The organism is Idiomarina sp. MD25a (assembly GCF_001870515.1).
In the GTDB taxonomy this organism is placed as follows: domain Bacteria; phylum Pseudomonadota; class Gammaproteobacteria; order Enterobacterales; family Alteromonadaceae; genus Idiomarina.
This window is the reverse complement of the sequence record NZ_MDGT01000003.1, coordinates 753429-774760: the sequence shown is the minus strand read 5'-3', so window position 1 is coordinate 774760 and position 21332 is coordinate 753429. Positions and strand designations below refer to the sequence as shown.

The 21332-nt window shown below is 47.4% G+C and carries 24 protein-coding genes and 1 pseudogene; 10 read left to right on the top strand and 15 right to left on the bottom strand.

The genetic code is table 11. The features are described 5' to 3' along the window. The first annotated feature begins 15 nt into the window (after window positions 1–15). The 5 genes from BFR57_RS07700 (at window position 16) to BFR57_RS07680 (ending at window position 4562) form a co-directional block, all read left to right on the top strand. On the top strand, window positions 16–1302 hold the full coding sequence (locus BFR57_RS07700; protein WP_071463412.1) for a hypothetical protein: 1287 nt from the start codon (window positions 16–18) through the stop codon (window positions 1300–1302). Beyond that, window positions 1302–2048: a hypothetical protein gene (locus tag BFR57_RS12860; RefSeq protein ID WP_071463411.1), complete on the top strand. Its 747-nt coding sequence runs from the start codon at window positions 1302–1304 to the stop codon at window positions 2046–2048. Before BFR57_RS07700 ends, BFR57_RS12860 begins: the two co-directional genes overlap by 1 nt. Beyond that, a complete protein-coding gene (locus BFR57_RS07690; protein WP_071463410.1) occupies window positions 2005–3147 on the top strand; it encodes a transglycosylase SLT domain-containing protein in 1143 nt (380 codons plus the stop codon). Before BFR57_RS12860 ends, BFR57_RS07690 begins: the two co-directional genes overlap by 44 nt. Then, the gene (locus tag BFR57_RS07685; RefSeq protein WP_071463409.1) at window positions 3147–3758 is read left to right on the top strand and encodes an LPP20 family lipoprotein; all 612 of its coding nucleotides are present in this window, start codon (window positions 3147–3149) and stop codon (window positions 3756–3758) included. Before BFR57_RS07690 ends, BFR57_RS07685 begins: the two co-directional genes overlap by 1 nt. A gap of 159 nt (window positions 3759–3917) precedes the next feature. After that, on the top strand, window positions 3918–4562 hold the full coding sequence (locus BFR57_RS07680) for an epoxyqueuosine reductase QueH (RefSeq protein ID WP_006955007.1): 645 nt from the start codon (window positions 3918–3920) through the stop codon (window positions 4560–4562). A gap of 79 nt (window positions 4563–4641) precedes the next feature. Here the strand turns inward: BFR57_RS07680 and dps are convergent, their stop codons facing one another. Beyond that, the gene (gene dps / locus BFR57_RS07675; protein WP_040487759.1) at window positions 4642–5163 is read right to left on the bottom strand and encodes a DNA starvation/stationary phase protection protein Dps; all 522 of its coding nucleotides are present in this window, start codon (window positions 5161–5163) and stop codon (window positions 4642–4644) included. A 207-nt stretch (window positions 5164–5370) separates the two neighbouring features. Here dps and BFR57_RS07670 point away from each other — a divergent pair, with 207 nt between their 5' ends. Further along, window positions 5371–6129, top strand: a complete 759-nt coding sequence (locus BFR57_RS07670; RefSeq protein ID WP_071463407.1) for a hypothetical protein — start codon at window positions 5371–5373, stop codon at window positions 6127–6129. 140 nt (window positions 6130–6269) lie between these two features. On the opposite strand, the gene BFR57_RS12810 is transcribed toward BFR57_RS07670, so the two are convergent. Then, window positions 6270–6440: a DUF6435 family protein gene (locus tag BFR57_RS12810; RefSeq protein WP_110571970.1), complete on the bottom strand. Its 171-nt coding sequence runs from the start codon at window positions 6438–6440 to the stop codon at window positions 6270–6272. A 163-nt stretch (window positions 6441–6603) separates the two neighbouring features. Here BFR57_RS12810 and BFR57_RS12960 point away from each other — a divergent pair, with 163 nt between their 5' ends. Beyond that, the gene (locus BFR57_RS12960; protein ID WP_290439325.1) at window positions 6604–6738 is read left to right on the top strand and encodes a hypothetical protein; all 135 of its coding nucleotides are present in this window, start codon (window positions 6604–6606) and stop codon (window positions 6736–6738) included. A 27-nt stretch (window positions 6739–6765) separates the two neighbouring features. Then, window positions 6766–7320: a transposase gene (locus tag BFR57_RS07665; protein WP_083405081.1), complete on the top strand. Its 555-nt coding sequence runs from the start codon at window positions 6766–6768 to the stop codon at window positions 7318–7320. A gap of 52 nt (window positions 7321–7372) precedes the next feature. On the opposite strand, the gene BFR57_RS07660 is transcribed toward BFR57_RS07665, so the two are convergent. Next, entirely contained in the window at window positions 7373–8290 is a 918-nt protein-coding gene (locus tag BFR57_RS07660; protein WP_071463406.1) for a glycerophosphodiester phosphodiesterase family protein, read from the bottom strand. A gap of 153 nt (window positions 8291–8443) precedes the next feature. Here BFR57_RS07660 and BFR57_RS07655 point away from each other — a divergent pair, with 153 nt between their 5' ends. Further along, on the top strand, window positions 8444–10534 hold the full coding sequence (locus BFR57_RS07655; protein WP_071463405.1) for a TonB-dependent siderophore receptor: 2091 nt from the start codon (window positions 8444–8446) through the stop codon (window positions 10532–10534). Window positions 10535–10599: 65 nt separating this feature from the next. Here the strand turns inward: BFR57_RS07655 and BFR57_RS07650 are convergent, their stop codons facing one another. The 5 genes from BFR57_RS07650 to BFR57_RS07630 all read right to left on the bottom strand — a co-directional run bounded on the left by BFR57_RS07650 (window position 10600) and on the right by BFR57_RS07630 (window position 13654). Next, window positions 10600–11181 carry a hypothetical protein gene (locus BFR57_RS07650; protein WP_071463404.1) on the bottom strand — a complete coding sequence of 194 codons (582 nt, stop codon included), beginning with the start codon at window positions 11179–11181 and terminating at the stop codon, window positions 10600–10602. Window positions 11182–11260: 79 nt separating this feature from the next. Then, the gene (locus BFR57_RS07645) at window positions 11261–11818 is read right to left on the bottom strand and encodes a hypothetical protein (RefSeq protein ID WP_071463403.1); all 558 of its coding nucleotides are present in this window, start codon (window positions 11816–11818) and stop codon (window positions 11261–11263) included. A gap of 60 nt (window positions 11819–11878) precedes the next feature. Then, on the bottom strand, window positions 11879–12124 hold the full coding sequence (locus BFR57_RS07640) for a hypothetical protein (RefSeq protein ID WP_071463402.1): 246 nt from the start codon (window positions 12122–12124) through the stop codon (window positions 11879–11881). Window positions 12125–12388: 264 nt separating this feature from the next. Then, on the bottom strand, window positions 12389–12790 hold the full coding sequence (locus tag BFR57_RS07635; protein WP_071463401.1) for a GFA family protein: 402 nt from the start codon (window positions 12788–12790) through the stop codon (window positions 12389–12391). A gap of 264 nt (window positions 12791–13054) precedes the next feature. Further along, window positions 13055–13654: a hypothetical protein gene (locus BFR57_RS07630; protein WP_071463400.1), complete on the bottom strand. Its 600-nt coding sequence runs from the start codon at window positions 13652–13654 to the stop codon at window positions 13055–13057. 219 nt (window positions 13655–13873) lie between these two features. On the opposite strand from BFR57_RS07630, the gene BFR57_RS07625 reads away from it, so the two are divergent. Next, window positions 13874–14122 (top strand): DUF4282 domain-containing protein, encoded by a 249-nt coding sequence (locus tag BFR57_RS07625; RefSeq protein WP_071463399.1) that lies wholly within the window; start codon window positions 13874–13876, stop codon window positions 14120–14122. Window positions 14123–14158: 36 nt separating this feature from the next. Here the strand turns inward: BFR57_RS07625 and hutH are convergent, their stop codons facing one another. The 7 genes and pseudogenes from hutH to BFR57_RS07590 all read right to left on the bottom strand — a co-directional run bounded on the left by hutH (window position 14159) and on the right by BFR57_RS07590 (window position 21157). After that, window positions 14159–15688 carry a histidine ammonia-lyase gene (hutH, locus tag BFR57_RS07620; RefSeq protein ID WP_071463398.1) on the bottom strand — a complete coding sequence of 510 codons (1530 nt, stop codon included), beginning with the start codon at window positions 15686–15688 and terminating at the stop codon, window positions 14159–14161. Beyond that, window positions 15678–16943, bottom strand: a complete 1266-nt coding sequence (locus tag BFR57_RS07615; protein WP_071463397.1) for an AMP-binding protein — start codon at window positions 16941–16943, stop codon at window positions 15678–15680. The genes hutH and BFR57_RS07615 overlap by 11 nt, the downstream gene beginning before the upstream one ends. Continuing rightward, a complete protein-coding gene (gene pyp, locus BFR57_RS07610; protein WP_071463396.1) occupies window positions 16943–17320 on the bottom strand; it encodes a photoactive yellow protein in 378 nt (125 codons plus the stop codon). Before pyp ends, BFR57_RS07615 begins: the two co-directional genes overlap by 1 nt. Before the next feature lie 226 nt (window positions 17321–17546). Beyond that, a pseudogene (locus BFR57_RS07605) lies at window positions 17547–18347 on the bottom strand (alpha/beta fold hydrolase). A 169-nt stretch (window positions 18348–18516) separates the two neighbouring features. Next, a complete protein-coding gene (locus BFR57_RS07600) occupies window positions 18517–19686 on the bottom strand; it encodes a HAMP domain-containing sensor histidine kinase (RefSeq protein WP_071463395.1) in 1170 nt (389 codons plus the stop codon). Between the two features lies 1 nt (window position 19687). After that, on the bottom strand, window positions 19688–20374 hold the full coding sequence (locus BFR57_RS07595; RefSeq protein WP_071463394.1) for a response regulator transcription factor: 687 nt from the start codon (window positions 20372–20374) through the stop codon (window positions 19688–19690). 27 nt (window positions 20375–20401) lie between these two features. Beyond that, window positions 20402–21157 carry an alpha/beta hydrolase gene (locus BFR57_RS07590; RefSeq protein ID WP_071463393.1) on the bottom strand — a complete coding sequence of 252 codons (756 nt, stop codon included), beginning with the start codon at window positions 21155–21157 and terminating at the stop codon, window positions 20402–20404. Window positions 21158–21332: the final 175 nt, after the last annotated feature.

Here is a 21332-nt window from a genome sequence, read left to right as displayed (position 1 = left end):
GATAAAGGACAGATTATGAAACGCACCTTACTTGGCCTAGCTATTGTTGCAGGCATCAGCGGCGCCGCCCAAGCACAAGATTTTGACTTAACCGATATGACTCCTGCACGCCCAGGACAGGAAGTAGAGAGTACATCCACAGTCACTGAGGGCAATATCGTCGTCGGTAATAATGAGAAAGAAGCAGTCGCTGTTGCGCACCAACAACTGGTTGATAACAGCGAAGACGGCATTCGCTTAATTCAGGTCGGCAGTGGCACAGGCATTCTGTCGATTGGTAGCGCGTTCTACCAAACTTACGACAACATGAACGCCACCTTGCTATCGAAACGCGCGGCATACAACCAAGCTGCACTCATCGCTAAACGTCAGTTGGTTTCAAACGGCAAAGGTGTCGATGTTACCTGTAACAATCTCGCTGAACTGACAATTGATACCATCGATACAGGCACCGATTCAGTGGCTAACGAAACCTCAGGCATGAAAGAGCGCTGTATCGAATCAGTCAACGGTTCGCTCGCCGGCTACGTAACCTACGACGTTTACGACGACGTAGATAGTAACCAAGTCCGGATCAGCCTAATCTCAACACCTAAAACGCGCTCTCAAGTGCGTGAAAATGCCGGTGCAGCGATTGTTACCAGCGATCCTAACGCGCTTTTCAAACAAATCGTTACCGATATCAACACCGGTGTTTTACCACCGATGGGCGCTAAGATCCTCACTCATGCCGATACAGGCGAAGTCATTCTGATGGGTTATGGCTCAGCGATTGTTCGTGATAACGATAATCCTCGTGTCGCAAAACGTCTGAAAGATGTCGCTAAACGTCAGTCAGAAACACGTGCGCGAGCAGCATTATTGGGCACCATGAAAGGTGAGGAAGTATATTGGCAAGGCGGCTTTGACGAAGAGCAGTTAGAAAGCACACAACAGTTTGAGTACACCGATCCCAATCTACAAGATCCGACACGGGTGAAAAAGTTAGATAATGATCGCACTCAGTTCATGAATCAACTTAAAGCAAGCGATGAGTATCAGGCAATCGCACGCGGTACATTACCGGCAGGCGTGCAAACCCGTAACTTTGTTAGCGCTGATGGTCACTGGCAATATACCGTAGCCGTTCACTCGCCTACTTTCGAAGCTATCGCGAAAGAGGCACAACGTGAAATGCAGGGTCGCGGTAGCGCTCAAAAAGACAGTTCGGGTCGCGCGATTAACATCTACGGCGGTGACAACGACAAAGCAGCCAACCCACAAGGCGCATCAGGTAAGGTATCTGAGGACGATAACTTATAATGGCGCGCTGCTTGGTTAAAACCACACTATTCGCATTTTGCGGATGGGTTGCCTTGGGCAGCTCATCCGTGACTGCGAATGAGCTCACTTTGCTAAACCGTTATCAGCAGCAAACCACTGAACAAGGTGTCGCTGTCAAGGCGGAGTCTGACCTACCAGCACAAGTCGATCAGAAAGCCTGTCGTTTACTGTTGAGCAAACCGCAACGGTTGGCATTAAGAACGGAACTGAGCGATACACTCGGATTTGAGATTACCGACGGCGTGAGCTTTTTTGCCGGACGCATCGATAATGAAAAGCTCTGGACGGCAGAAGGCTGGCAGCACTGTAGTGGCGAAGTCATCATCGAAAATAAGTCACTTAATCTTGCAGCTCTGGCTGTACGCGCAGCTTGGCAAATGCGCGGCGAACTAGAGCAAGCACAGTTAAAACAGCTGCTGCAACTGAGCTTAAGTGAGCCCTATAGTAGTGCCGATGCGGTGACCCTTATCGCACACCTAGCGCCTGAGCCACGTCAATTTGCCTATTTACAACAAAACTTACAGGCTGACCAACTTACGCTTGATGTCGCTAAGCAATCCGCCGCACAACTGTATTTTAAGCAACAAGATTACGCACAAACCATTGCTATCGCATCCACATGTAAAAGTATCGACTGTCAGCGTTTGCGCTTACAAGCCGAGCAACAGAAGGAAAAGCAAGATGCCGAAAAGGCCTTTGACTTGGACAGCTACTTTAATCCTTAGTAGTTTTGCGTTTTCCGCATTGGCACAAGATGCAAACACTGAAGACGAAGCCTTCGCGCAGTTCGCTGCACAACAGCGAGCCGAATTTGAGCAGTTTGAGCGTGAGCATTGGCAAGCTTTTGAACAGTTTGCCAAACAATGGCGCGAAGCGGAGTCTGCTTACAAAAAACAATTGGCGCAGGTGTGGGAAGAACCACAACTCACCGACAAAACACGCTTTATTCAATACAATGAGGATGCCTCAGAGCGAACCGTCGTTGACTATGAGCGCAACACTGTCACCGTTGAAGTGCAAGGTCGTTTGACTAAGGCACAACTCCAGCAAAGACTACAACAGCGACTTAACCAACTCAGCACGACCACTGTAACTAACGCATTAAAATCGGATCCCGTTATCAAGCAGTTACCGCAGGCGGTGCAACAAACAATAGAAGTTGAGGACAGAACGCCCATTTTAGACGCTCAGCCAAACGTTGATAGCACCGCCCAAACCACTCAAGAAGCGACAGCCAAGACCAGTAAAATAACCGTTAAGTTACCGCCTAACAGTCAACAGTCACGTATCAAGCGCGTGTTACCAACAGTTGAGGTTTATGCACAAAAACATGGCTTATCGCCCGCTTTGATATTAGCGATCATTCACACAGAATCCAGCTTTAACCCAATGGCACGATCGCATATTCCGGCCTTTGGTTTGATGCAAATTGTGCCAACATCCGCGGGCAAGGATATCAGTGATTTTTTGTACGGTGAGCAGCAACTCTTCAGCCCCGCCTACCTATTCGATCCCGATAATAATATTCAGGCGGGCAGTGTCTACTATTACCTGCTTAATCGCCGCTATTTTAAAGCGGTTCGCAACAATGAAGTACGCGAGCTTTTATCAATCGCGGCCTATAACACCGGGCCGGGTAACGTAGCCCGCACCTTTGGTAACGACTACTCCCTAACCCAAGCCAGTGCAGCAGCAAATAAAATGAGCCGCGAGCAAGCTTATCAACACTTAATGACTTACTTGCCCGCACAAGAAACGAAAAACTACCTGCGCAAAATTACGCAGCGTCAAACTAATTACCAACAAATGATGGAAGCTTTCTAATGAAAAAAACTCTACTTGTACTTAGCTTATCAGCGCTATTGGCCGCCTGCTCATCACAGCCGCAACAACCCACTGCGCAACAAATGCAACAGCAAGCACAGCAACAAACAAATAGCGATATGCAAAAAGTGACCGGCAACCCAAACGATACCGCGCCCAGCTGGGTATTTAACCCGAAATCAGACAAGGGCTTGGCGGCTTCATCATGCGTCGATTGGTCAGGTAATATGGCGGTCGATAAACCACAAGCGATTGCAGCAGCACGCGCCGACCTGACCCAGCAGATCCAGGTTAAAGCCAGCGTATTGGATAAACTCTACAACCGCAAAGTACAGGCCGAGGGCGGCAGTTCAGTAGGCGCTACGTTTGAGCAAGTGTCTAAGCAGGTGGCGAGCGAAACGTTAGTGGGCAGCACGCCAGAAGAGATGGCAATGGCACGTATTGATGGCAAAAAATACCTGTGTGCTTTGGTTGTTCTGGACGAAACTCGCGACACCTTTGATGCGATTATCGACGCCTCAAAACGCACCATCGATCCACAATCAAAAGAAGCACTCTACGAAGAGTTCCGCGCCCAAAAAGCCATGAAAGAACTCGAAGCAGAACTGTAAGTCGCGCCTTTGGCGCGACAACCCATGCATCGCATCAACGACCGACGTAAGTCGCGCCTTTGGCGCGACAACCCGTCATCCGCGCGACAACCCATGCTTTCTTTTTTCGCAAAAAAATGCACAATACTGGGCATCTGCTCAAAATAACGGATGCCCATCATGGCAAAGCAACAAAGCATCGTGCTCGAAGCCCCCACCGAGTCCAATAAAGTACTACTGCACTCTTGCTGCGCCCCGTGCGCTGGAGACGTCATGCAGCGCATGGTTGATGCGGGCATCGACATCACAATCTTCTTTTACAACCCCAATATTCATCCCGAAAAAGAATATTTAATTCGTAAAGAAGAAAACATCCGCTTCGCCGAGAAATTGGGCATCCCGTTTATCGACGCCGACTACGACAGCCAAAATTGGTTCGAGCGCGTGCGAGGGTTAGAGTGGGAGCCCGAGCGTGGAGAGCGTTGCACTGTCTGCTTTGATATGCGGTTTGAACGCACCGCCCTGTATGCTCATGAGCATGGCTTTGACGTGATCACCAGTTGCTTAGGTATCTCACGCTGGAAAAATATGCAGCAAATTAATGATTGTGGCGAGCGCGCAGCGGCCCGTTATGATGATGTTACCTACTGGACTTTCAATTGGCGCAAACAAGGCGGCTCGAGTCGGATGGTAGAGCTGGCAAAGCGCGAGCGCTTTTACCAGCAAGAATACTGCGGCTGCATTTATTCACTTCGCGATACTAACCGCTGGCGAGTGAAAAACGACCGTAAACGCATCGAAATCGGCGTCCAGTATTACGGGTAGGTCGCGCCGCCCGTCGACGTAAGTCGCGCCTTTGGCGCGACAACAAATGTCACCCCGTGCGCAAAATGCGCACGCTACGTTACCGCTTCAACTCGCCCGAAGACGATTCGATGTGGGCACGTACAAACCATTGGAACTGCTCTAAATCACCCAACTGGCCTGTCAGCATATCTTCCGATACCGGATCAATCTCGCTCAGCTCATCGATTGCTTTACGATGGTCACCGTTGACGCCATTGTAGACTTTATCAAGCTCAGATAAATGCTCAGCGACTAAGCCCTTACCAATCGAATAATCTTTCCATGAGCGCTTTCTCACAACCGCTTCTGGCGTTCCTTCTGGCACACCGCCTAAGGTCGCGATTCGCTCTGCAATGGTGTCTGTCATTTCACGTACCGCATCAACCTGCGGATCAAGCATCTCATGCACACCGATGAAATTTGGACCCACCACGTTCCAATGAACATGCTTTAAAGTAAGCTGAAGGTCGATAAGCGCAACCAAGCGGTCATCGAGCAAAGCGATAGCCTTTTGAGCGGCATCCTCTTTTAAACCAGGTGCAGTAAATCCAGCGACTTTTGCATTCTCAGTATTGCTCATTATTCCTCCTTCCTTTAAATTCCATTCACCTATACCTACGACACCATCCGCTCATTGGATCGGTCGCGTAGCGTGCGCCTTTGGCGCACGGGCGATATCTGACTCGACGTTGCACACAATTATTGCTTTTAATTAATCTCACTTTAGATAATAATCACAGGGAAACGTTATAAATATATTAAAAAAATAAACAAGGTTTGGTAAAACATGAAGTATGCACTCATATGTCTATCGCTTTTTATAAGCTCCGCAATCAGCGCAAACGAACTAATTATTGTTAACTCAGTCCACCAAGCGTCAGCAAAGTACAAAGCCGTCGATCTCTATAACTATATAAAATCTGTTGAGCCCGATGCGTTGCTCACTGAGGGTAGTGAATCAATGTTTAATGACGATGGAAGTATTTCTGAAGATACATCGGGACTTGAAGTTGAGGCATACCGGCTTTTAGAAAATAACGGCAACACACCCATCATCAACGTATCAATGGAAAACCGCAACGAGAGAATGAGAGAAATAGACTACGGCAACACCTTAACCCAAACATTTCAGTTGCTACAAAAAAAATTTCAGGCTGATGAGTTAAAAAATCCGGCCTTGTTTAACGAGATAATGAATTCGTTTTTTGGTCGACGGAGCTGCATGATGGACTCATCATTGGCAGAGATAAATTCCGAAACCTGCGTCACTGCATTCGAAAAAAATAATGATGCAATCTTTAATAAAATGACATCGCTATTAGAACAAACACCGTCGCTATCAAGCGAATTAAACCAATGGAAAAAAATCGTCGACTTTCATAATGAAAGACACACAGCGCTTGTGAAAAATGTGAACGAACATGTGTGCAAAGATACGCAAAAGACATATGTACTCGTTTTAGGAGCCATGCATTTTTCCGAAGTGAAACGCATGTTGAGCGAATCAAGCTGTGATTTTTCAATTGCTACATATTCAGAAGCATAATGTAGCGTGCGCCTTTGGCGCACGGGGCGATATCGAACACCGGCGTAACGTGCGCATCTTGCGCACGGGCGGTATCGACCACCGGCGTAACGTGCGCCTTGGGCGCACGGGCGCATCTGACGTCGCGCCAAAGGCGCGACCTACTTCTTCTCCATTTCTTGGATCTTTTTCCACAGTTCATCGGCTTGTTGGCTAATATGCGAGCTATCTCGGATATTGCCATTACGCTGCATTTCCATCGCCTTTTGCTGTAACTGCTGGAGCTCTTTGCGCATTTTTTTAGTTGGATTTGATTTAAATAGACCGAACATCGCACACCTCGAATCAAGAACCTCACCTAACTACGTATGCCGATCATAAAAAGTTCGACACGCCGTGCGATATCGGTCGTCGCGCACAATGCGCGACCTACGGAATGACGAAGGTGTCAACCACCGGCGTAACGTGCGCCTTTGGCGCACGGGGCGATATCTAATGTCGCGCACAATGCGCGACCTACGGGGTGGCGGTGGTATCGACCACCGGCGTAACGTGCGCCTTTGGCGCACGGGCCAACCACATCGTCGCGCACAATGCGCGACCTTCGTACACGATTATAAAATGCTGTAATGCGGTTTTTGGTCTTAAATAGCCGGTATGAAAAATGTTCGCCGCTATTTCGAAGACGGTTATTATTTTTTTATTACCGTCGCTACTCAAGGTCGTAAGCCCCACCTGACGCGCCAGCCCGTCATTCAAGCGCTGCGTAATGCTGTGCGCACGACCATGGTATCCCACCCTTTTGATATTCAGGCGTGGGTTGTATTGCCCGATCATATGCATCTATTGATTGGTGTTGCCGACCAAAAAGTCGATCTGCGCGTTAGAAAGATTAAAGCGCTCACCACTCGCGCTCTACCCGAATTTTCTTATAAAAATTCACAAAAAAATTTTTCCAAACGACGCCGACGGCAAGGAAGCCTTTGGCACAATCGATTCTACGATCGCATCATTCGTAATGAACAAGAGCTCTACATGTATACGCTGTATTGCTGCTTTAATCCTGTCAAACATGGCTACGTTAACAATGCATTGGAATGGCCGTACTCCACCCTCAATGCCTATTTAAAACAAGGTCGCTACCCAGCATCATGGCGACACATCACCGATGCATGGGTAGACGACAATTTCGCCGATTACGACATGTGGTAGCGTGCGCCTTGGGCGCACGGCGCGGTACCCAGCGTCGCGCTAAAGGCGCGACCTACTTCACTGATTCGATGAAATCGATATTACCCGTAACAACGCCAACACCCTGTTTAATGATATTTGCCTGTTCTGGCGGAACAATGTCGTGCTTATTCCATAAGTAAATCTGTGTGTTATGTTGGGCCAGTCGAGCTGCAAGCCGATCGGGGTAACCCCAAATAAACTTAGCCATGTTAGGAGGCACCAATACAACCGTATTTTTACATGAATCAGGGATAACGCCCGCCCATCCAACCAGCAAGTAATCTGTGCCACAGTTTTTCACTGTATTCACTGAAAATGTTTGCAGCGACGGAGTCTCGTTAGCAAACCACTCATTACCCTTGGCAGACGTAATGACAACTGTTTTGTTATTTTTTTCGCTTATAAAACGACTTAACGCTAGAAACGCCTCCTCGTTATTAGTCTTTAGATTCAACCAAAACGTTTGGTTAGGAAACCGTTCATAAAACGCATCAAGCCGATCGATACGAAAACCTTTTCCACGAAAGGGAAATGTTCGACCATAATCCGCCGTATAGCCGTAACCCGCATCAATCGATTCTAATTGATCAACGTTTAAATCACTTACAAGACGATTCCCGTTCGTTGCACAACTAAGATTCCAATCGTGAAATACAACCAATTCATTATCATTTATCAGGTGAACGTTTAAATGAATAATATCCGCACCAGCAGCAACCGATGCCGACGCTGCTTGCAGAGTATTTTCCACCGTTGTCAGACCCGCTTCAGATAGCGACTTTGCTGTGCACAACGCGTCGCTTAATTTTTCGTAATCAACCTGACTACCACCGCCACGATATGCAACCACCTGACCGTCGCCGTTTACTTGGGGCGCTAAAAAATAGGCGTTACCAATACCTAACAACACAAGCGCAACGAGACTTAATAAAATTATTTTTAGTTTCAAACTATTATTTCCATTTGTTATTAGAATTTTTTAATAGTATCCCATGTCGCGCACAATGCGCGACCTACGGACGAAATAAAAACTTTTATTTAAATACGAATCGTTTTCATTTATTATTCGCTCATGAATACACATTCAGGAGTGGACAGGGATATGACGATTCAAAAAACAGTATTGGCATCAAGCATTCTCGTTGCATTAGCAAGCAACTATGCTGTAGCTGAAGAGCAGCAAACGAAAAAAGAAAAAGAAGACATGATGGAGACAATTGAAGTGAGCTCACGTGGGCTGATTTCATACGTCAGTGCGACCGGATCCAAGTCCGATACACCTATCATCGAAACTCCCCTCTCAGTTTCCGTATTGACGGAGGCGCGTATTGAAGACTTAGGCGCCGTCACCGTTCAGGACGCCATTGGTTATGTGGCAGGACTTTACAATGGCCCATACGGCGTTGATACGCGAGGCGACTGGGCACAAATACGTGGGGTCTCGCCGGTCCAGTACTTAGATGGCTTAAAGTCACTCTTTGGCTACTACAACAACGTCCGCATTAATCCTTATTCACTCAGCCAAATTGAAATTTTAAAAGGCCCGAGCTCTGTACTCTACGGTCAGGGCTCAACCGGTGGTATTATCAACCTGGTAAGTAAACGTCCCCAAGCCGAGACTCAAGGCGAGCTTTGGGGTCAACTCGGTAATTACTCTCGCAAGCAAGTCGCTGGAGACATTACAGGCGCACTTAATTCCGATGCCTCACTCACAGGCCGTTTAGTTGGACTTTATCGTGACAGCGACACACAAACCGATTATGTTCCGGATAATAGCCTCGTATTAAATCCATCCCTCACTTGGCACGCATCAGACGAAACTAAAGTCACTTTAATTGCCAATATTCAACGAAATGAATCAGGCTCAAGCACGCAGTTCTTCCCTTGGCAAGGCACCCTGTTTCCCAATGAGTTTGGTCAAATTGATAGCTCAACCTTTGTTTCAGAGCCGGGCTTCGATAAATACGACACCGAACAAGACGCATTGACTGCAATCATCGAACATGACATCAACTTGAACTGGCATATTCGATTAGCCAGTCGTTACAGCGAGAGCAACGCCGAATACAACACAATGTACGGCTGGCCCCCCAAATTTGCAGAAGATAACCGTACTGTCGACCGAGTCTCGTACCTCTCACGAGCCAATGCGCGTGCCTGGACATCGGATCTTCAACTTCACGGATCCATCACAACAGGCCTCATCGAGCACGATTTAGTGTTTGGTCTCGATTTCCAAGATGCCTACACCGATAACGACTACGCTTACGGTGCTAATAACACACTTGACGTGTACGACCCGGTCTACGGTGAAGCCACGGGCTTACCCACCGAGGCGGATATCACTGATTTTGCGTCAACTAAGAATTACCAACTTGGTTTATACGTACAAGATAACATGCGCATTGACGACAAATGGCTCGTTTCAGCCGCGTTACGTCGTGATCGCGCAACCACCAATCCTGAAAACAGCGCCGCCAATGAGCAATATGCTACGACGGGTCGTTTAGGATTAATGTACCTGTTTGACGGTGGTATTTCGCCTTACGTAAGCTACAGCGAATCGTTCCAACCAGTGTTCGGTCGCGATGCGTATAACAACCCATTCGTACCTATCGAAGGTAAGCAATGGGAGGCGGGAGTGAAATACCAGCCGCAAGGCACGGAGCATTTAATTACCGCATCGGTCTATCGTATCAAGCAAGAAAACCTACAGGTACAAGTCAACGATCCCGAGGCACCTAATCCAAGTGGTCAAGTGCAAATGGGTGAAGTGGAAATTGAAGGTGTCGAACTCGAAGCGCAGTTAGCCTGGGACTTTATGGATGTTTATGCGAGCTACGCCTACAACGATGCCGCCGATATTCTAACAGCCACACCCGATCATCAGGCATCTGTTTGGGCAACATACCGCCCAGATAGCTGGGGTGGCTTTAAAATCGGTGCAGGCGCACGATATGTGGGTCATACCTCGGGGGGTTTTGGCGTTTATAACGGCAACAACGTGTTGCTCGAAACCCCAACTTACACGCTTGTTGATGCGATGATCGGCTACGACTGGGACCAATACTCGGTCAGTGTCGATATCGACAACCTGACCGACAAAACGGTACTCACATCATGCCTAAGTCGTGGCGACTGTTTCTACGGTCAACAACGTACCATCATGGCCAATTTCCGGTATAAATTTTAACAATCGCGCGATGCCGTGCGCATTGTGCGCACGGTCCGGATCTGATGTCGCGCCAAAGGCGCGACCTACGAACAGCTAATCCCATCTAAAGGGAGTTTATAACCTCTGGTAACACTGCCATAGCGATAGACGGAACTCATAATCAGGTTGTGGTTTTGTACCTCTAGATTAAAGTCTTTCAACGGTTCAATTTCGCCTATCTTTTTTAACTCATAACGATTTAATGCAAGCGCGCACTTTAAGTAAATAACTTGTTTAGCGTCGGGGTCTGGTTTTCCATAAGGCGTAAATACGTAATAAGAGTGCTTATCTATGACTTTTTCGTAATGGTGGGGCTCATTATCAGTCGCCACTCCATAGTATAAATTACCACCAAAAAGCACTAAGAACAGCCCAATCGCCAGTATGTAAGCACTAACGATAAACTTAAAGCCGCGGTATCTAGCCGGCGAACACTGAAGAATTGTCTTACCTTTCGTGGCCAATATATAAATACCAAAGCCAACAATTATCAACTTAATGATGCGTACTACATCCCCTACATATGCCATGAACAGCGGCGAATCGTAATTCATCCCCCAAAGGGGTCCGCTGTCTTCGATGGTTTCGAAGAGGGGAAGAAAAATGCAGATCAAGACAATAATCATGTAAAGCAAAACAGAACCTTTTGAGTAGCGTGCGCCTTGCCCGCACGATCTTATCTACGTGTCGCACTCAAGGCGCGATCTACAGCTCTATAATGCCTTGTTCGATATAGACAACTGTTGCGGCCTTACTGCCTACATGAAAATTAGAGTAGCTAACCTGTCCAGTCTCCTGCATCAACGCATAATTTTCAGACTCATGAATAACTGAATAATTCTCTGTGTCGTCTTTAATCTTTTTAAATGCTTTTAGGGCAGCGTCCTTTTCGCCGTAGCGAATTTGCTTGGAAGTAACCAAAATTTGGTTCACCTGCTTGTCATACATAAAACTGATGATAAAAGTGCCTAAATCACTCGTGTTTACATATTGCTCAACAAATGACACGTTTGGACTTTTGATTTTAGATGAGGCTAAGTCATTGTAGCCTAACCAGTATGAATTCCAATTTTCGGTTTTAAAAATATAATCGATTCGACCATAAATCTTCTTCTCGACTTCTACACTCGGTTCAATTTCCAAGACTTTTACAATTTGCTTGATCAACTTTTTTTCCGCCTCAGATGCAGTCGAGTATTCATCAATAGCGAATGCACGAGGAGTGATAAGCAAGGCTGAAATAATTAAAAACCAACGAAACATGTCAGATCCCCCAAAATAAAAACCACAATCTTAACATAGTTTTAATATTTTTATCACCCCTTACACCGCAGTAGCGTGCGCATCTTGCGCACGGGCGATATCCATTATCGTGCAGAATGCGCGACCTACCGCAGCCTCTGGCGCAAGCTTCAAAACGCCGGTTTGTTTTTTAATACCAGAACAATTACCGTAATAAAAACAACTATAAAAAATAAGGACTTTCTCAGTGTCTTTTGTTAAAGAGTCGTACCTTCTTTTATTCGCTATTCTCGCCTCAATAGTTTGCTTGATAAATATTGTGGACATTACGCTTTTCTTGTTTTGGTCAAACACCGATTTTGACTGGGTCTATTTAGGTAAGAAACTAGTTTTCGCCCTCGTCACAGGTTATGCCGCATGGCAGCTTTTGGTCATGCGTAGCAAGCAAAAGAGGTAACGTGCGCATCTTGCGCACGGGGAAATCCATTGTCGCGCCAAAGGCGCGACCTACGTCGGGTTAAACGTTCAACATCACCGTAGCGTGCGCATTATGCGCACGGGCGGTATCGACCGTCGCGCCAAAGGCGCGACCTACCGGGGTAATCGGTCGAACACGGGGATTTCGAAGTTGGGCTTATCCCAATGCGCGCGGCTGGATGAGAAAATATGTGCGGTCGGACGGATATCGAGATCTGTGTCTAGGCTACCGGCTGGAACCACGAGCAAACCCGCGATTTGTGTGTTCGGCACGGCCGATCCGCAGTGCTTACAAAAGCTTTTATGATGCCGCGTACCGGTTAATGTGAAAGAGGTGACTGCGTCGGCGCCAGAATGCCAAAAAAGACGAGCCGATTGAGAGAACAAATTAGCAGCATGCGCCGAGCCACTATCTTTTTGGCAGTGCTGACAATGGCACAAGTAAAAGCTATCAAACGCGCCTTGGACCTCGAATTTCACGGCCCCACATAAACAAGAACCTTGATGTTTATCCATTTATATCTCCCACATCAACGTAACGTGCGCATTGTGCGCACGGGTGCATCCATCGTCGCGCAGAATGCGCGACCTACCGCACCGACGTAGCGTGCGCATCGTGCGCACGGACAGATCCATTGTCGCGCAGAATGCGCGACCTACCGCACCGACGTAGCGTGCGCATTGTGCGCACGGACAGATCCATTGTCGCGCAGAATGCGCGACCTACCGCACGGGCGATATCCCACGTCGCGCAGGATGCGCGACTTACCGCAGGATGCGCTACTTACCGCACGATGCGCCGCCTATTGGCAGTTTGTAAACTTGCTCGACGCCGTCAGGGGTGTCACTCGAACTGAGCACCACAGTGTTGTCGACGACCGTCAGATCAAAGTTTTTGAGCCACTCCACCGATCCTATTGGCTCTAATTTATAGCGGTTCAGTGCTAATGGGCACTTCAAATAAACATGTAACTCGCCGCCCAATGCGCCGGAGTCAGCGTTGTGAACGTAAAATGTTTGATCATCTATCGTTTTTTCGTAATGAAAAAAATCATTCGAGGGTGATATTAAAAATGACACTAGCCCCCAAAATAAAACCACTAATTGCAGCGCCGCGAGTATATAAAACGTACTAAAGAAGGTGACTTTAAAAGTGCTACGGTTAAACGCATCAGCAATAGCTCGCTGTTGATAAAACAACAAATAGGCGGCCGTAGCAACGCTCACAATTTTAAGAACGAGAATAATATTCCCGAGATTTGCCATCACCAACGGTGATTCGAACTTTAATCCCCAAAGCGTTGCTGGACTCAGGCTCTCTAAAAGGGGAATAACAACACATAAGACAACAATAATTATGTAGCGATTATTTTTTAACACAACAGCTCCCTTCCCATCACAGCATCGCGTGTCGCGCCAAAGGCGCGACCTACCCGACGTAGCGTGCGCAGTTTGCGCACGATGATCGAGCTTAACTTACCACAAAAGCCAAAAATATTAACCTATTGTAAATTAAACGTTAATTCGGTATAAATAGAGGGTTCACTCAAGCACTGATGCTAATTTTAGGTGCCAAAATAACTACAAAAGGAACTGACGATGAAAAATATATTCGTATTCAACTCGATGCTAACGCCCAAAATCATCACGTTTGTCTACTGGCTTATGCTTTTAGGCTGTTTGATTTCCGGTATAGGTTCAATGTTCACCCAATATGGCGGTGGCTTTTTCGCCGGATTAGGTATCATTATTTTCGGTGCTATTGGTGCGAGGATCTGGTGCGAATTGCTTATCGTGTTATTTAAAATCCACGAAAACCTTCAAAAAATGGCTAATAAATCAGAATAAGCACGGGCAAATCCATTGTCGCGCACGGACAGCTTCTCAGGTCGCGCCACCGGCGCGACCTACCCATCGCGTTAAAGCGCGGAGTTCGTTTTCGAGGGGACGGTCTTCCCCAAGCAAGGGATGCTCACTCACGATGTTGTCGACATAATCCTGCAGCGGTGGCTTAATCTCAGTATTGGGCGAAACCAAGCAGCGCAGCTTTACACCATGAGTGGCGGCTAACAGCGACGCGGCAACAACCTGCTGCGTTAAGTCCAAAACGCGACGGCAATCACGCGCAGCAATCGTCCCCATACTCACCTTATCTTGGTTATGACACTCCGTAGAACGCGAGAACACACTCGCCGGCATCGTTAACTTCAATGCCTCCGCAGTCCATGCCGAACAACCAATTTGCACCGCTTTAAATCCATGACTAATCTCCAAGTCATCCCCCTGAGCGGCGGATAAATTAGGCGGCAATCCATTATTCGACTTAGTATCCAACAAAAGCGCCATCTGCCGATCGTGCAGATCCGCTAAATTCGCCACCTGCGTCTTAAGCGTATCCATCGCCATGGCAATGTGGCCGCCGTAAAAGTGCCCACCATGATGAATACGCTGATTCTCAACATCCACAATCGGGTTATCGTTGGCACTGTTTAACTCATTATCGATAGTCTGCTTCAAAAAGGGTAGGCAATCTCTCACTACACCAATGATATGAGGAGCACAGCGCAGAGAGTATCTATCCTGAAGCCGTGTCTGCGTAGGTTTAAGAGCCTGTTCGACCCCCAAATCGTCGGCAATCCAACGTGCAACTTGCTGCTGGCCTTGATGAGGTTTAACCGCATGCAACGCCGCATCAAAGTGATACGGGTTACCCGCCACAGCCACCGTCATCAAGCTGGTAATGCGACTCGAAATAGACGTAAGATAATCCGCACGCGCGAACGTTAAACACGCTAACGCGGTCATCACAGCCGTACCATTCATCAGCGCAAGTGCCTCTTTCGGACGTAACTGATAAGTGTCCAGTCCCAACGCATCAAAGGCCTTTGCACTGTTCATGACCTCGCCGTTAAACAGCACATCACGCTCACCAATCAAGGCACCCGCAATATAAGACAATGGCGTGAGGTCGCCACTCGCACCCACGCTGCCCTCTTCAGGAATCATCGGTAACATGTTCTCGTTAAGCATCAGCGTGAGACGCTCAAGCAACGCATAGCTCACCCCCGAGTAGCCACGGCATAACGAACAGAGTCGAACGGCAAGTATCGCGCGGGTTTCTTCAGCCGAAAAGTGGGCGCCCAAACCACAGCCATGAAAACGTGTTAAATTAATCGGTAACTGGTTAACTTGATGCTCAGCCACCGAAGTCGTCACGCTATCGCCATAACCGGTTGTAATGCCATAAACCTCGCCTTCGTTACTTAAGACGCTATCAACAAGGCGTGCACCTCGCTCGATACGCTGCACAAAATCAGCATCACTGGATAATAACGCCTTCTTATTTTGCTGACTCAATTCAACAATATCAGTGAGCGATAAGTCAGAACCATCAAATACAACGCTATCCTTCATTAACTGGGTAACCTATTAAGTCAGCGTTCGGATCCCAGTCAGTCTCTTTGCCCATGTCGTTAAGTGGCACATGGCTGGCAACCGTAAACGTCCGTGGAACCTCAATACGCGCAAGTTGATTCATCAGCTCCTCACGCACCTGCGCAATAATCTCGTCTACCGGCATCGCGTCGGCATCTTGGCTAGGCACCATGAGCGCCTTCAAACTGGTGCCACTATCGTGCTCATGCAGCCTGACCCGCGCCGTTTTAACCAGACGATGTTCAGCAATAGCAGCGGCAACCCGCTTGGGATAAACATTGTAGCCATTTACCTGAACCGCATGATCGATACGCGCCAGCGGCCTAAAGTGACTTTCATCCAGCCAATCGACCTCATCGGGGAGCGCAACTGCAGCTTGCATTGCAATATCGGTGAGGTGCTCGGCATCTTCTTTCTGCCACCGCGGTAATAGTTCATACCAGCCACCGCGCTCCCCTCGAACGCCCAAGCCAGAAGTCTCACTGCTACCGTATACTTCAATCACCTCAGTTAACCCGTGTTGCTGCAAGCGTTGTAAAACCTCTACAGCGACGGGACCGCTTGAACACACCGCGTTAACGCCTTCAGCAAATTCAGTCTGAGCCTGCGCCAACTGTTGATACCAGCCTGGAAAGCCAACAATCAAATCGCCCCCAGACAACGCCTGACGCTGCGTTAGAGAGAATGCCTTTAGCCCTCTCATCACGGGCACGTCGAGTATCTCTGGCAATAAAACCGAAAAAATAAATCCATAAATATGGTGCGGAGGAACCGCACTAATCACTCGGGTGACGGGTACGTCGATATTGGCGAAGTAGTGGGCGAAATATTCAGCCTCAAGTACGAGATTATCCCAACGCTGAACACACTTTTTTGCCTTGCCCGTCGAGCCCGAAGTCGAGAATGTAATGTCTTTACTGCCCTGCGTTCGACTAGCGGTAACAACCTCGGCCCATTGTGCCAAACTGGAAACTCGCAGCAAATAATCCTCTACTCCGCTGCTATCGAGTTGGAAGAACTCAACCACGCGGCTGGCAATCGAAATCCATTCGAACGAATCGACTTCTACCTCATTGCTCTCGCCCCGCGCACGCGAGCGCGTAGTAATCATCGTATCGGGGTGCCATTGACGCCCTTTCCAAAGCTGTTCATCCGAAGGGCGTAACGTTGCCAACTCATCGGCGATCAACGCGCCGATGATGGCAATAATTGAGTCTTGTGATAAGCACTTCATTAAAGGCGCTTAACAAAAACCCAGTAAGTATCGCCGGTTAGTGCTTTTTTCATATGCACTTTCACTTTGGTCGGCTTCATTTCGTAGTCAAAGGTATACTCAAACATGGTGTTTAAATCACCGTTTTTAACACCTTCGTCAAACTTACCTTTGAATTCTTTACTGTTAGTGCAAGGTGCAACGTCAGTAAAAAAGTTCTTTCCAACAACCGCTTCAGGATCGCGACCCGTGATGTCACCTTCCGCTGCGTTGTATTTAATAATCTTGCCGTTCTCGTCCAGTTGTATAGCACCAAACGCCACATCATCAAACTGGTCTTTGTTCATCGAAGCCAGCTTATTTTCGATATCATTAGATCCAAACTGTACAATTTCCATCAAACCCTCCAAATTAAACGATTGTTCAAGAGGGGTTATCCGTTTTTAACAGTTTTGGATCAGGATTAATAAAAAAATAACACAAGTTGTATAGTAGCGTGCGTCTCTGGCGCACGGAAAATCCTCACAAGTAACCCTATTCGGTTACTTTGTCAAATGTAACCCAGTAAGGTTACTACGCTGAATAACCCATGCATTCGGGGTGACGATTGTTGCACAGCGCCTTCTATAGCCGCTGCATCAATGCCAACAGCTCGCTTATGACTAAGTCAGGCTCATCAAACTGCACAAAATGGCCACTTTTTTCGGTCAAAACCGACTTCCCCTGCGGGAAAGCATTCGCCCAGGCTTACCATAACTCACCCCACATTTTTCGACCTTGCTCGGTGAAAAACAAGTTGGGAGGGTTCTCCATTGTTCTCACCGAAGCAATCACCGTGACCGGAATATCCTTAATTTCGGGGTAATCGGGTAACGGACGCTTACTCCAAAAGTCCAAATATTGATTCGACATGCCGCCTTTCATATCGGCGAGCTTTATTTCAGCAATTTCTTGATTGCCCTTTTCTAAATCGATAGCGCGTAGAATATCCACATCATGCTCAGACGACGGGTCGAGCATCATCAACGCTTTTATCTGCTCGGGATAAGCCGCCGCAAAGTCTCGGGCAACACTCCCGCCGTACGAGTGCGCGATAAATATAACTGGCTGTTTAACATCGAGCTCGGTCAACAGAATACTCGCATGGTCGGCATAATCCCGAGAAGTAAAGTGCTGTTTAATGGCAGTTGATTGGCCATTACCCACCCGCGAATGGCGAATCACTTTGGCGTGCTCCGACATTTGCTTAAACACCGGCTCCCAATCCGACATACCCGCACTGCCACCCGCCTCCAGCAGAATAATCTCATTGCCCTTTCCGGCTATCTCATACTCGAGAGCGTACCCTTTAACCTTCACAAAATCGGGGCTAGCTAAAGCCGCTGCGGAAAATATCAGACCAAAACACAAGCCAACTAACTTCATGATGCTTCCTTAAAAACGTGTTTATTGTTGAGGGCGTTTATTGCAGTGTGTATTTACAGGGAAGAATATCAGGCTTGTGGTGTGGTGTCTGGTTTTGGGTGGGGGTATGAGGGCCGCTTTGTGCCACGAGCGGACCGTGGTATCACCTGACCTCGGCGCTTCAATTAACTTACGCGAGTACCGTAGTGGGAGTTATTTTGACGCGATAAATATCGCTAGTTTGTTCGATACTCACGCTCCAGTTCATAACTTTAGCGATGCGTTTAACTAAATACTGACCGTGACCCAAGCCCTGATAGTAAGGACGCTCTGAGGACTCCCCCAAACTATTTTCAAAAACAATCGCCCCACCATCACTTTGATGAATCTTGAGACCGCTAGCATCGCCATGGTAAAAACCGTTACTTATCAGGTTCTGACACAACAAGCTGATTAAATGTTGATTACCGTATACTCTAAGTTGGGGTGGAAGATCGACATGACAGTCAAAAACAAGGTCCGCGTGCACACGATGAACTCCTAAAATGGCCTCCTCAAGCAGCGGCACAAAAACCAATTCAGTAAAGTTGAGGTTTTCCTTGCGAGCCAGAGCAAGTAACACATTGATTGTTTGTTGGAGTTCACTCGTTGCCTGCTGCAAAAGCTTCATCGTGTCAGGTTGTAGGTCGTCATCACGAGTGAGTGTCAGAGTGTTTTTGATTAACGTAATCGGTGTACGCAATTCATGGCTAACGTCGCGCGTAAAGTCTTTTTCACGTTGCAAAGCGCTCTGCAATTCAGAGTAGGTGTGATAAAAAGCATCCGCTAATTGGCCAATTTCGTCCTCACGAGATAAACGTTTAATCGACGCGTCAGCATTGTCACGTTGCCGAAGAACCTGTTCCGTCAGGTTGCGAATAGGCTGAGCTATTCGGTTCGCGATAACCCAAGTAGCAAGCAAAGCCAATACGATAGCAACCAGCGCCAAACCCGTGTTAAATAAATTTAACACGTCATTAAACCTGGAAAAAGGTAAGGCCTCAGTTGCATCTAACAGTTTCCATACTGGGACACCTTGCGCGTCTTTGGTTGGATAGCTATAAACCGTCTGCTCTACGCATTCATAGACAGTTATCTTCGTATCATGGAGTAAAGACGTTGAGTTGCACGCTGGCAAGTCTACTTCGGAATACACTGTCGTTATCATTTCGGGTGGGTCAGTCTCTAACAAGACTGACGCTGTAACGGCTTCAGATGTGGTGATCGCGAGATAGCTCAGACGCATGTAGACGAAGCTAATGATGACAACCAAAACGCCAAATGAGATGAATAACTTGGCTCTTATGCTATTAGCTTTCATCTTAATCCAGTCCTTTGAGTTGGTAGCCCACATTACTGATGGTAAACAGAAGCTGTCGCCCGCTCACATGCTCTAACACCTTACGCAAAGAATAGATATGGGACTTCAATGCATTACTTTCAGGTGGATCTGCGCCCCAAATAGCACTTATCAGGTTGGAGCGACTCACTGGATAAGGATGGGCAACGAGCAACTCGCTCAAAAGCTTTAAGCCGATGCCCTTCAGTGGTATTGGTGTCTGCTGCCAGTGTGCGGTCATCGCACGCATATCGACTCGCAAACCACCTTCGATTAATAAGCTGTCCCGGTGGAGTTCGGGGCGTCGAGAGAGCGCCTCGCAGCGCAGTGCTAGTTCACGTAAATCATATGGTTTCGTCAGGTAATCATCGGCACCATGACCAAAGCCTTTGGCTTTATCTTCAAAGGCATCACGCGCAGTTACCATTAATATGGGCTGATTGCGTTGGGCTTGTTCTTTGATAGCCTGACAGACGGCTAGGCCATCTGTGTCAGGAAGATTCAAATCAAGTAAGATTACGTTAAATTGCGCGTTTAATGCTAGTTTTATTCCTAACTGTCCAGAGGAGGCAAAATCCACGTTCCAACCCAACCCTTCGAGAAACTCGACGACCTGTCTGGCAATCGCTAAGTTATCCTCGATAAGTAAAATTGAACGTTCTTTGGGCATGGTGTACTCCTCTTAAAGACTTTCTTATTATGAGCCTTCGGCGGCAAGATTCAAAATAGCATTCGCTATCTCTTCTGGATACTCACTATGAATCGAGTGACCCCATTTGTCGGAACGAATATGCTGACCAGCCCGAATTAAACTAAATAGCTCGTTATGCATTTGCATCCATAATTCTTTGCCAACTTCAGTCTCCTCAATAAACATTGGCTCAGGATGGAGCTGCGTTGAAGTATAAAGTGTCACACGCAGATCAGCAGGTAACGGTATCAAGTTATCATCAGTGCTATCGAGTTCTTGCATGAGCACCTTATAGTGCGGCAATAGATGTGAGGGCATGTATTTTGCCATCACCTTGTCATCGCGCGCGACGCGCTCAGAATCCAGTTTTCGATAACGCACGCGTTGAACTTTAACTGTTGGTTCAATAAGCACCACGCCAAGTACCTGCGAGCTAGCCTCGCGCATAGCTTCGGTCACAATTAAACCTCCGTAGGAGTGACCTACCACAATAACTTGACGCTGTTCACTCTCACGCTGAATCTTTTTTATTAATGAACTAACGTCTTGCTGAATAGTTGTCGGCTGAGTGTTTGCAGAGGCCCGGCTAAGGCGAGTTGGATTGATGACTTTGATATTGGCCGGTAGCTGTTCGATGACTGGGTTCCAAACTCCTCCGTCGATACCGAACCCAGATTCAAAAATAACAGTTACTTCTTCTGCCGCAACCGAGTAAGTCGGGATTAGTAAAAACAAACAATAAATAATTTTATGTAGACGCATGAATTGCTCCTTTGTGTAATTTCAAATGAAATTATCAGAGCAAAGGTGAAATAGCGGTCAAAAAAGGTCGCTACTATCTGATAAAGCCGGATATTAGTAGTCGCATTTTCTTGCTGAAAACACAGAGGTTAGAGCTATTATTTAGCATGCGGCAGGGCAGAGCAATCCAACGTCT

Bases quoted from the DNA above. Each gene is read 5' to 3' on its own strand.
- BFR57_RS07595 (WP_071463394.1), bottom strand. From the start codon at position 20,374: ATGCCCAAAGAACGTTCAATTTTACTTATCGAGGATAACTTAGCGATT.
- hutH (WP_071463398.1), bottom strand. From the start codon at position 15,688: ATGAAGGATAGCGTTGTATTTGATGGTTCTGACTTATCGCTCACTGAT.
- BFR57_RS07700 (WP_071463412.1), top strand. From the start codon at position 16: ATGAAACGCACCTTACTTGGCCTAGCTATTGTTGCAGGCATCAGCGGC.
- BFR57_RS07670 (WP_071463407.1), top strand. From the start codon at position 5,371: ATGAAGTATGCACTCATATGTCTATCGCTTTTTATAAGCTCCGCAATC.
- BFR57_RS07645 (WP_071463403.1), bottom strand. From the start codon at position 11,818: ATGTTTCGTTGGTTTTTAATTATTTCAGCCTTGCTTATCACTCCTCGT.
- BFR57_RS07665 (WP_083405081.1), top strand. From the start codon at position 6,766: ATGAAAAATGTTCGCCGCTATTTCGAAGACGGTTATTATTTTTTTATT.
- BFR57_RS12860 (WP_071463411.1), top strand. From the start codon at position 1,302: ATGGCGCGCTGCTTGGTTAAAACCACACTATTCGCATTTTGCGGATGG.
- BFR57_RS07650 (WP_071463404.1), bottom strand. From the start codon at position 11,181: ATGATTATTGTCTTGATCTGCATTTTTCTTCCCCTCTTCGAAACCATC.
- BFR57_RS07635 (WP_071463401.1), bottom strand. From the start codon at position 12,790: ATGGATAAACATCAAGGTTCTTGTTTATGTGGGGCCGTGAAATTCGAG.
- BFR57_RS07685 (WP_071463409.1), top strand. From the start codon at position 3,147: ATGAAAAAAACTCTACTTGTACTTAGCTTATCAGCGCTATTGGCCGCC.
- BFR57_RS07590 (WP_071463393.1), bottom strand. From the start codon at position 21,157: ATGCGTCTACATAAAATTATTTATTGTTTGTTTTTACTAATCCCGACT.
- dps (WP_040487759.1), bottom strand. From the start codon at position 5,163: ATGAGCAATACTGAGAATGCAAAAGTCGCTGGATTTACTGCACCTGGT.
- BFR57_RS07625 (WP_071463399.1), top strand. From the start codon at position 13,874: ATGAAAAATATATTCGTATTCAACTCGATGCTAACGCCCAAAATCATC.
- BFR57_RS07640 (WP_071463402.1), bottom strand. From the start codon at position 12,124: ATGTCCACAATATTTATCAAGCAAACTATTGAGGCGAGAATAGCGAAT.
- BFR57_RS07680 (WP_006955007.1), top strand. From the start codon at position 3,918: ATGGCAAAGCAACAAAGCATCGTGCTCGAAGCCCCCACCGAGTCCAAT.
- pyp (WP_071463396.1), bottom strand. From the start codon at position 17,320: ATGGAAATTGTACAGTTTGGATCTAATGATATCGAAAATAAGCTGGCT.
- BFR57_RS07600 (WP_071463395.1), bottom strand. From the start codon at position 19,686: ATGAAAGCTAATAGCATAAGAGCCAAGTTATTCATCTCATTTGGCGTT.
- BFR57_RS07690 (WP_071463410.1), top strand. From the start codon at position 2,005: ATGCCGAAAAGGCCTTTGACTTGGACAGCTACTTTAATCCTTAGTAGT.
- BFR57_RS07655 (WP_071463405.1), top strand. From the start codon at position 8,444: ATGACGATTCAAAAAACAGTATTGGCATCAAGCATTCTCGTTGCATTA.
- BFR57_RS12810 (WP_110571970.1), bottom strand. From the start codon at position 6,440: ATGTTCGGTCTATTTAAATCAAATCCAACTAAAAAAATGCGCAAAGAG.
- BFR57_RS07615 (WP_071463397.1), bottom strand. From the start codon at position 16,943: ATGAAGTGCTTATCACAAGACTCAATTATTGCCATCATCGGCGCGTTG.
- BFR57_RS12960 (WP_290439325.1), top strand. From the start codon at position 6,604: ATGTCGCGCACAATGCGCGACCTACGGGGTGGCGGTGGTATCGACCAC.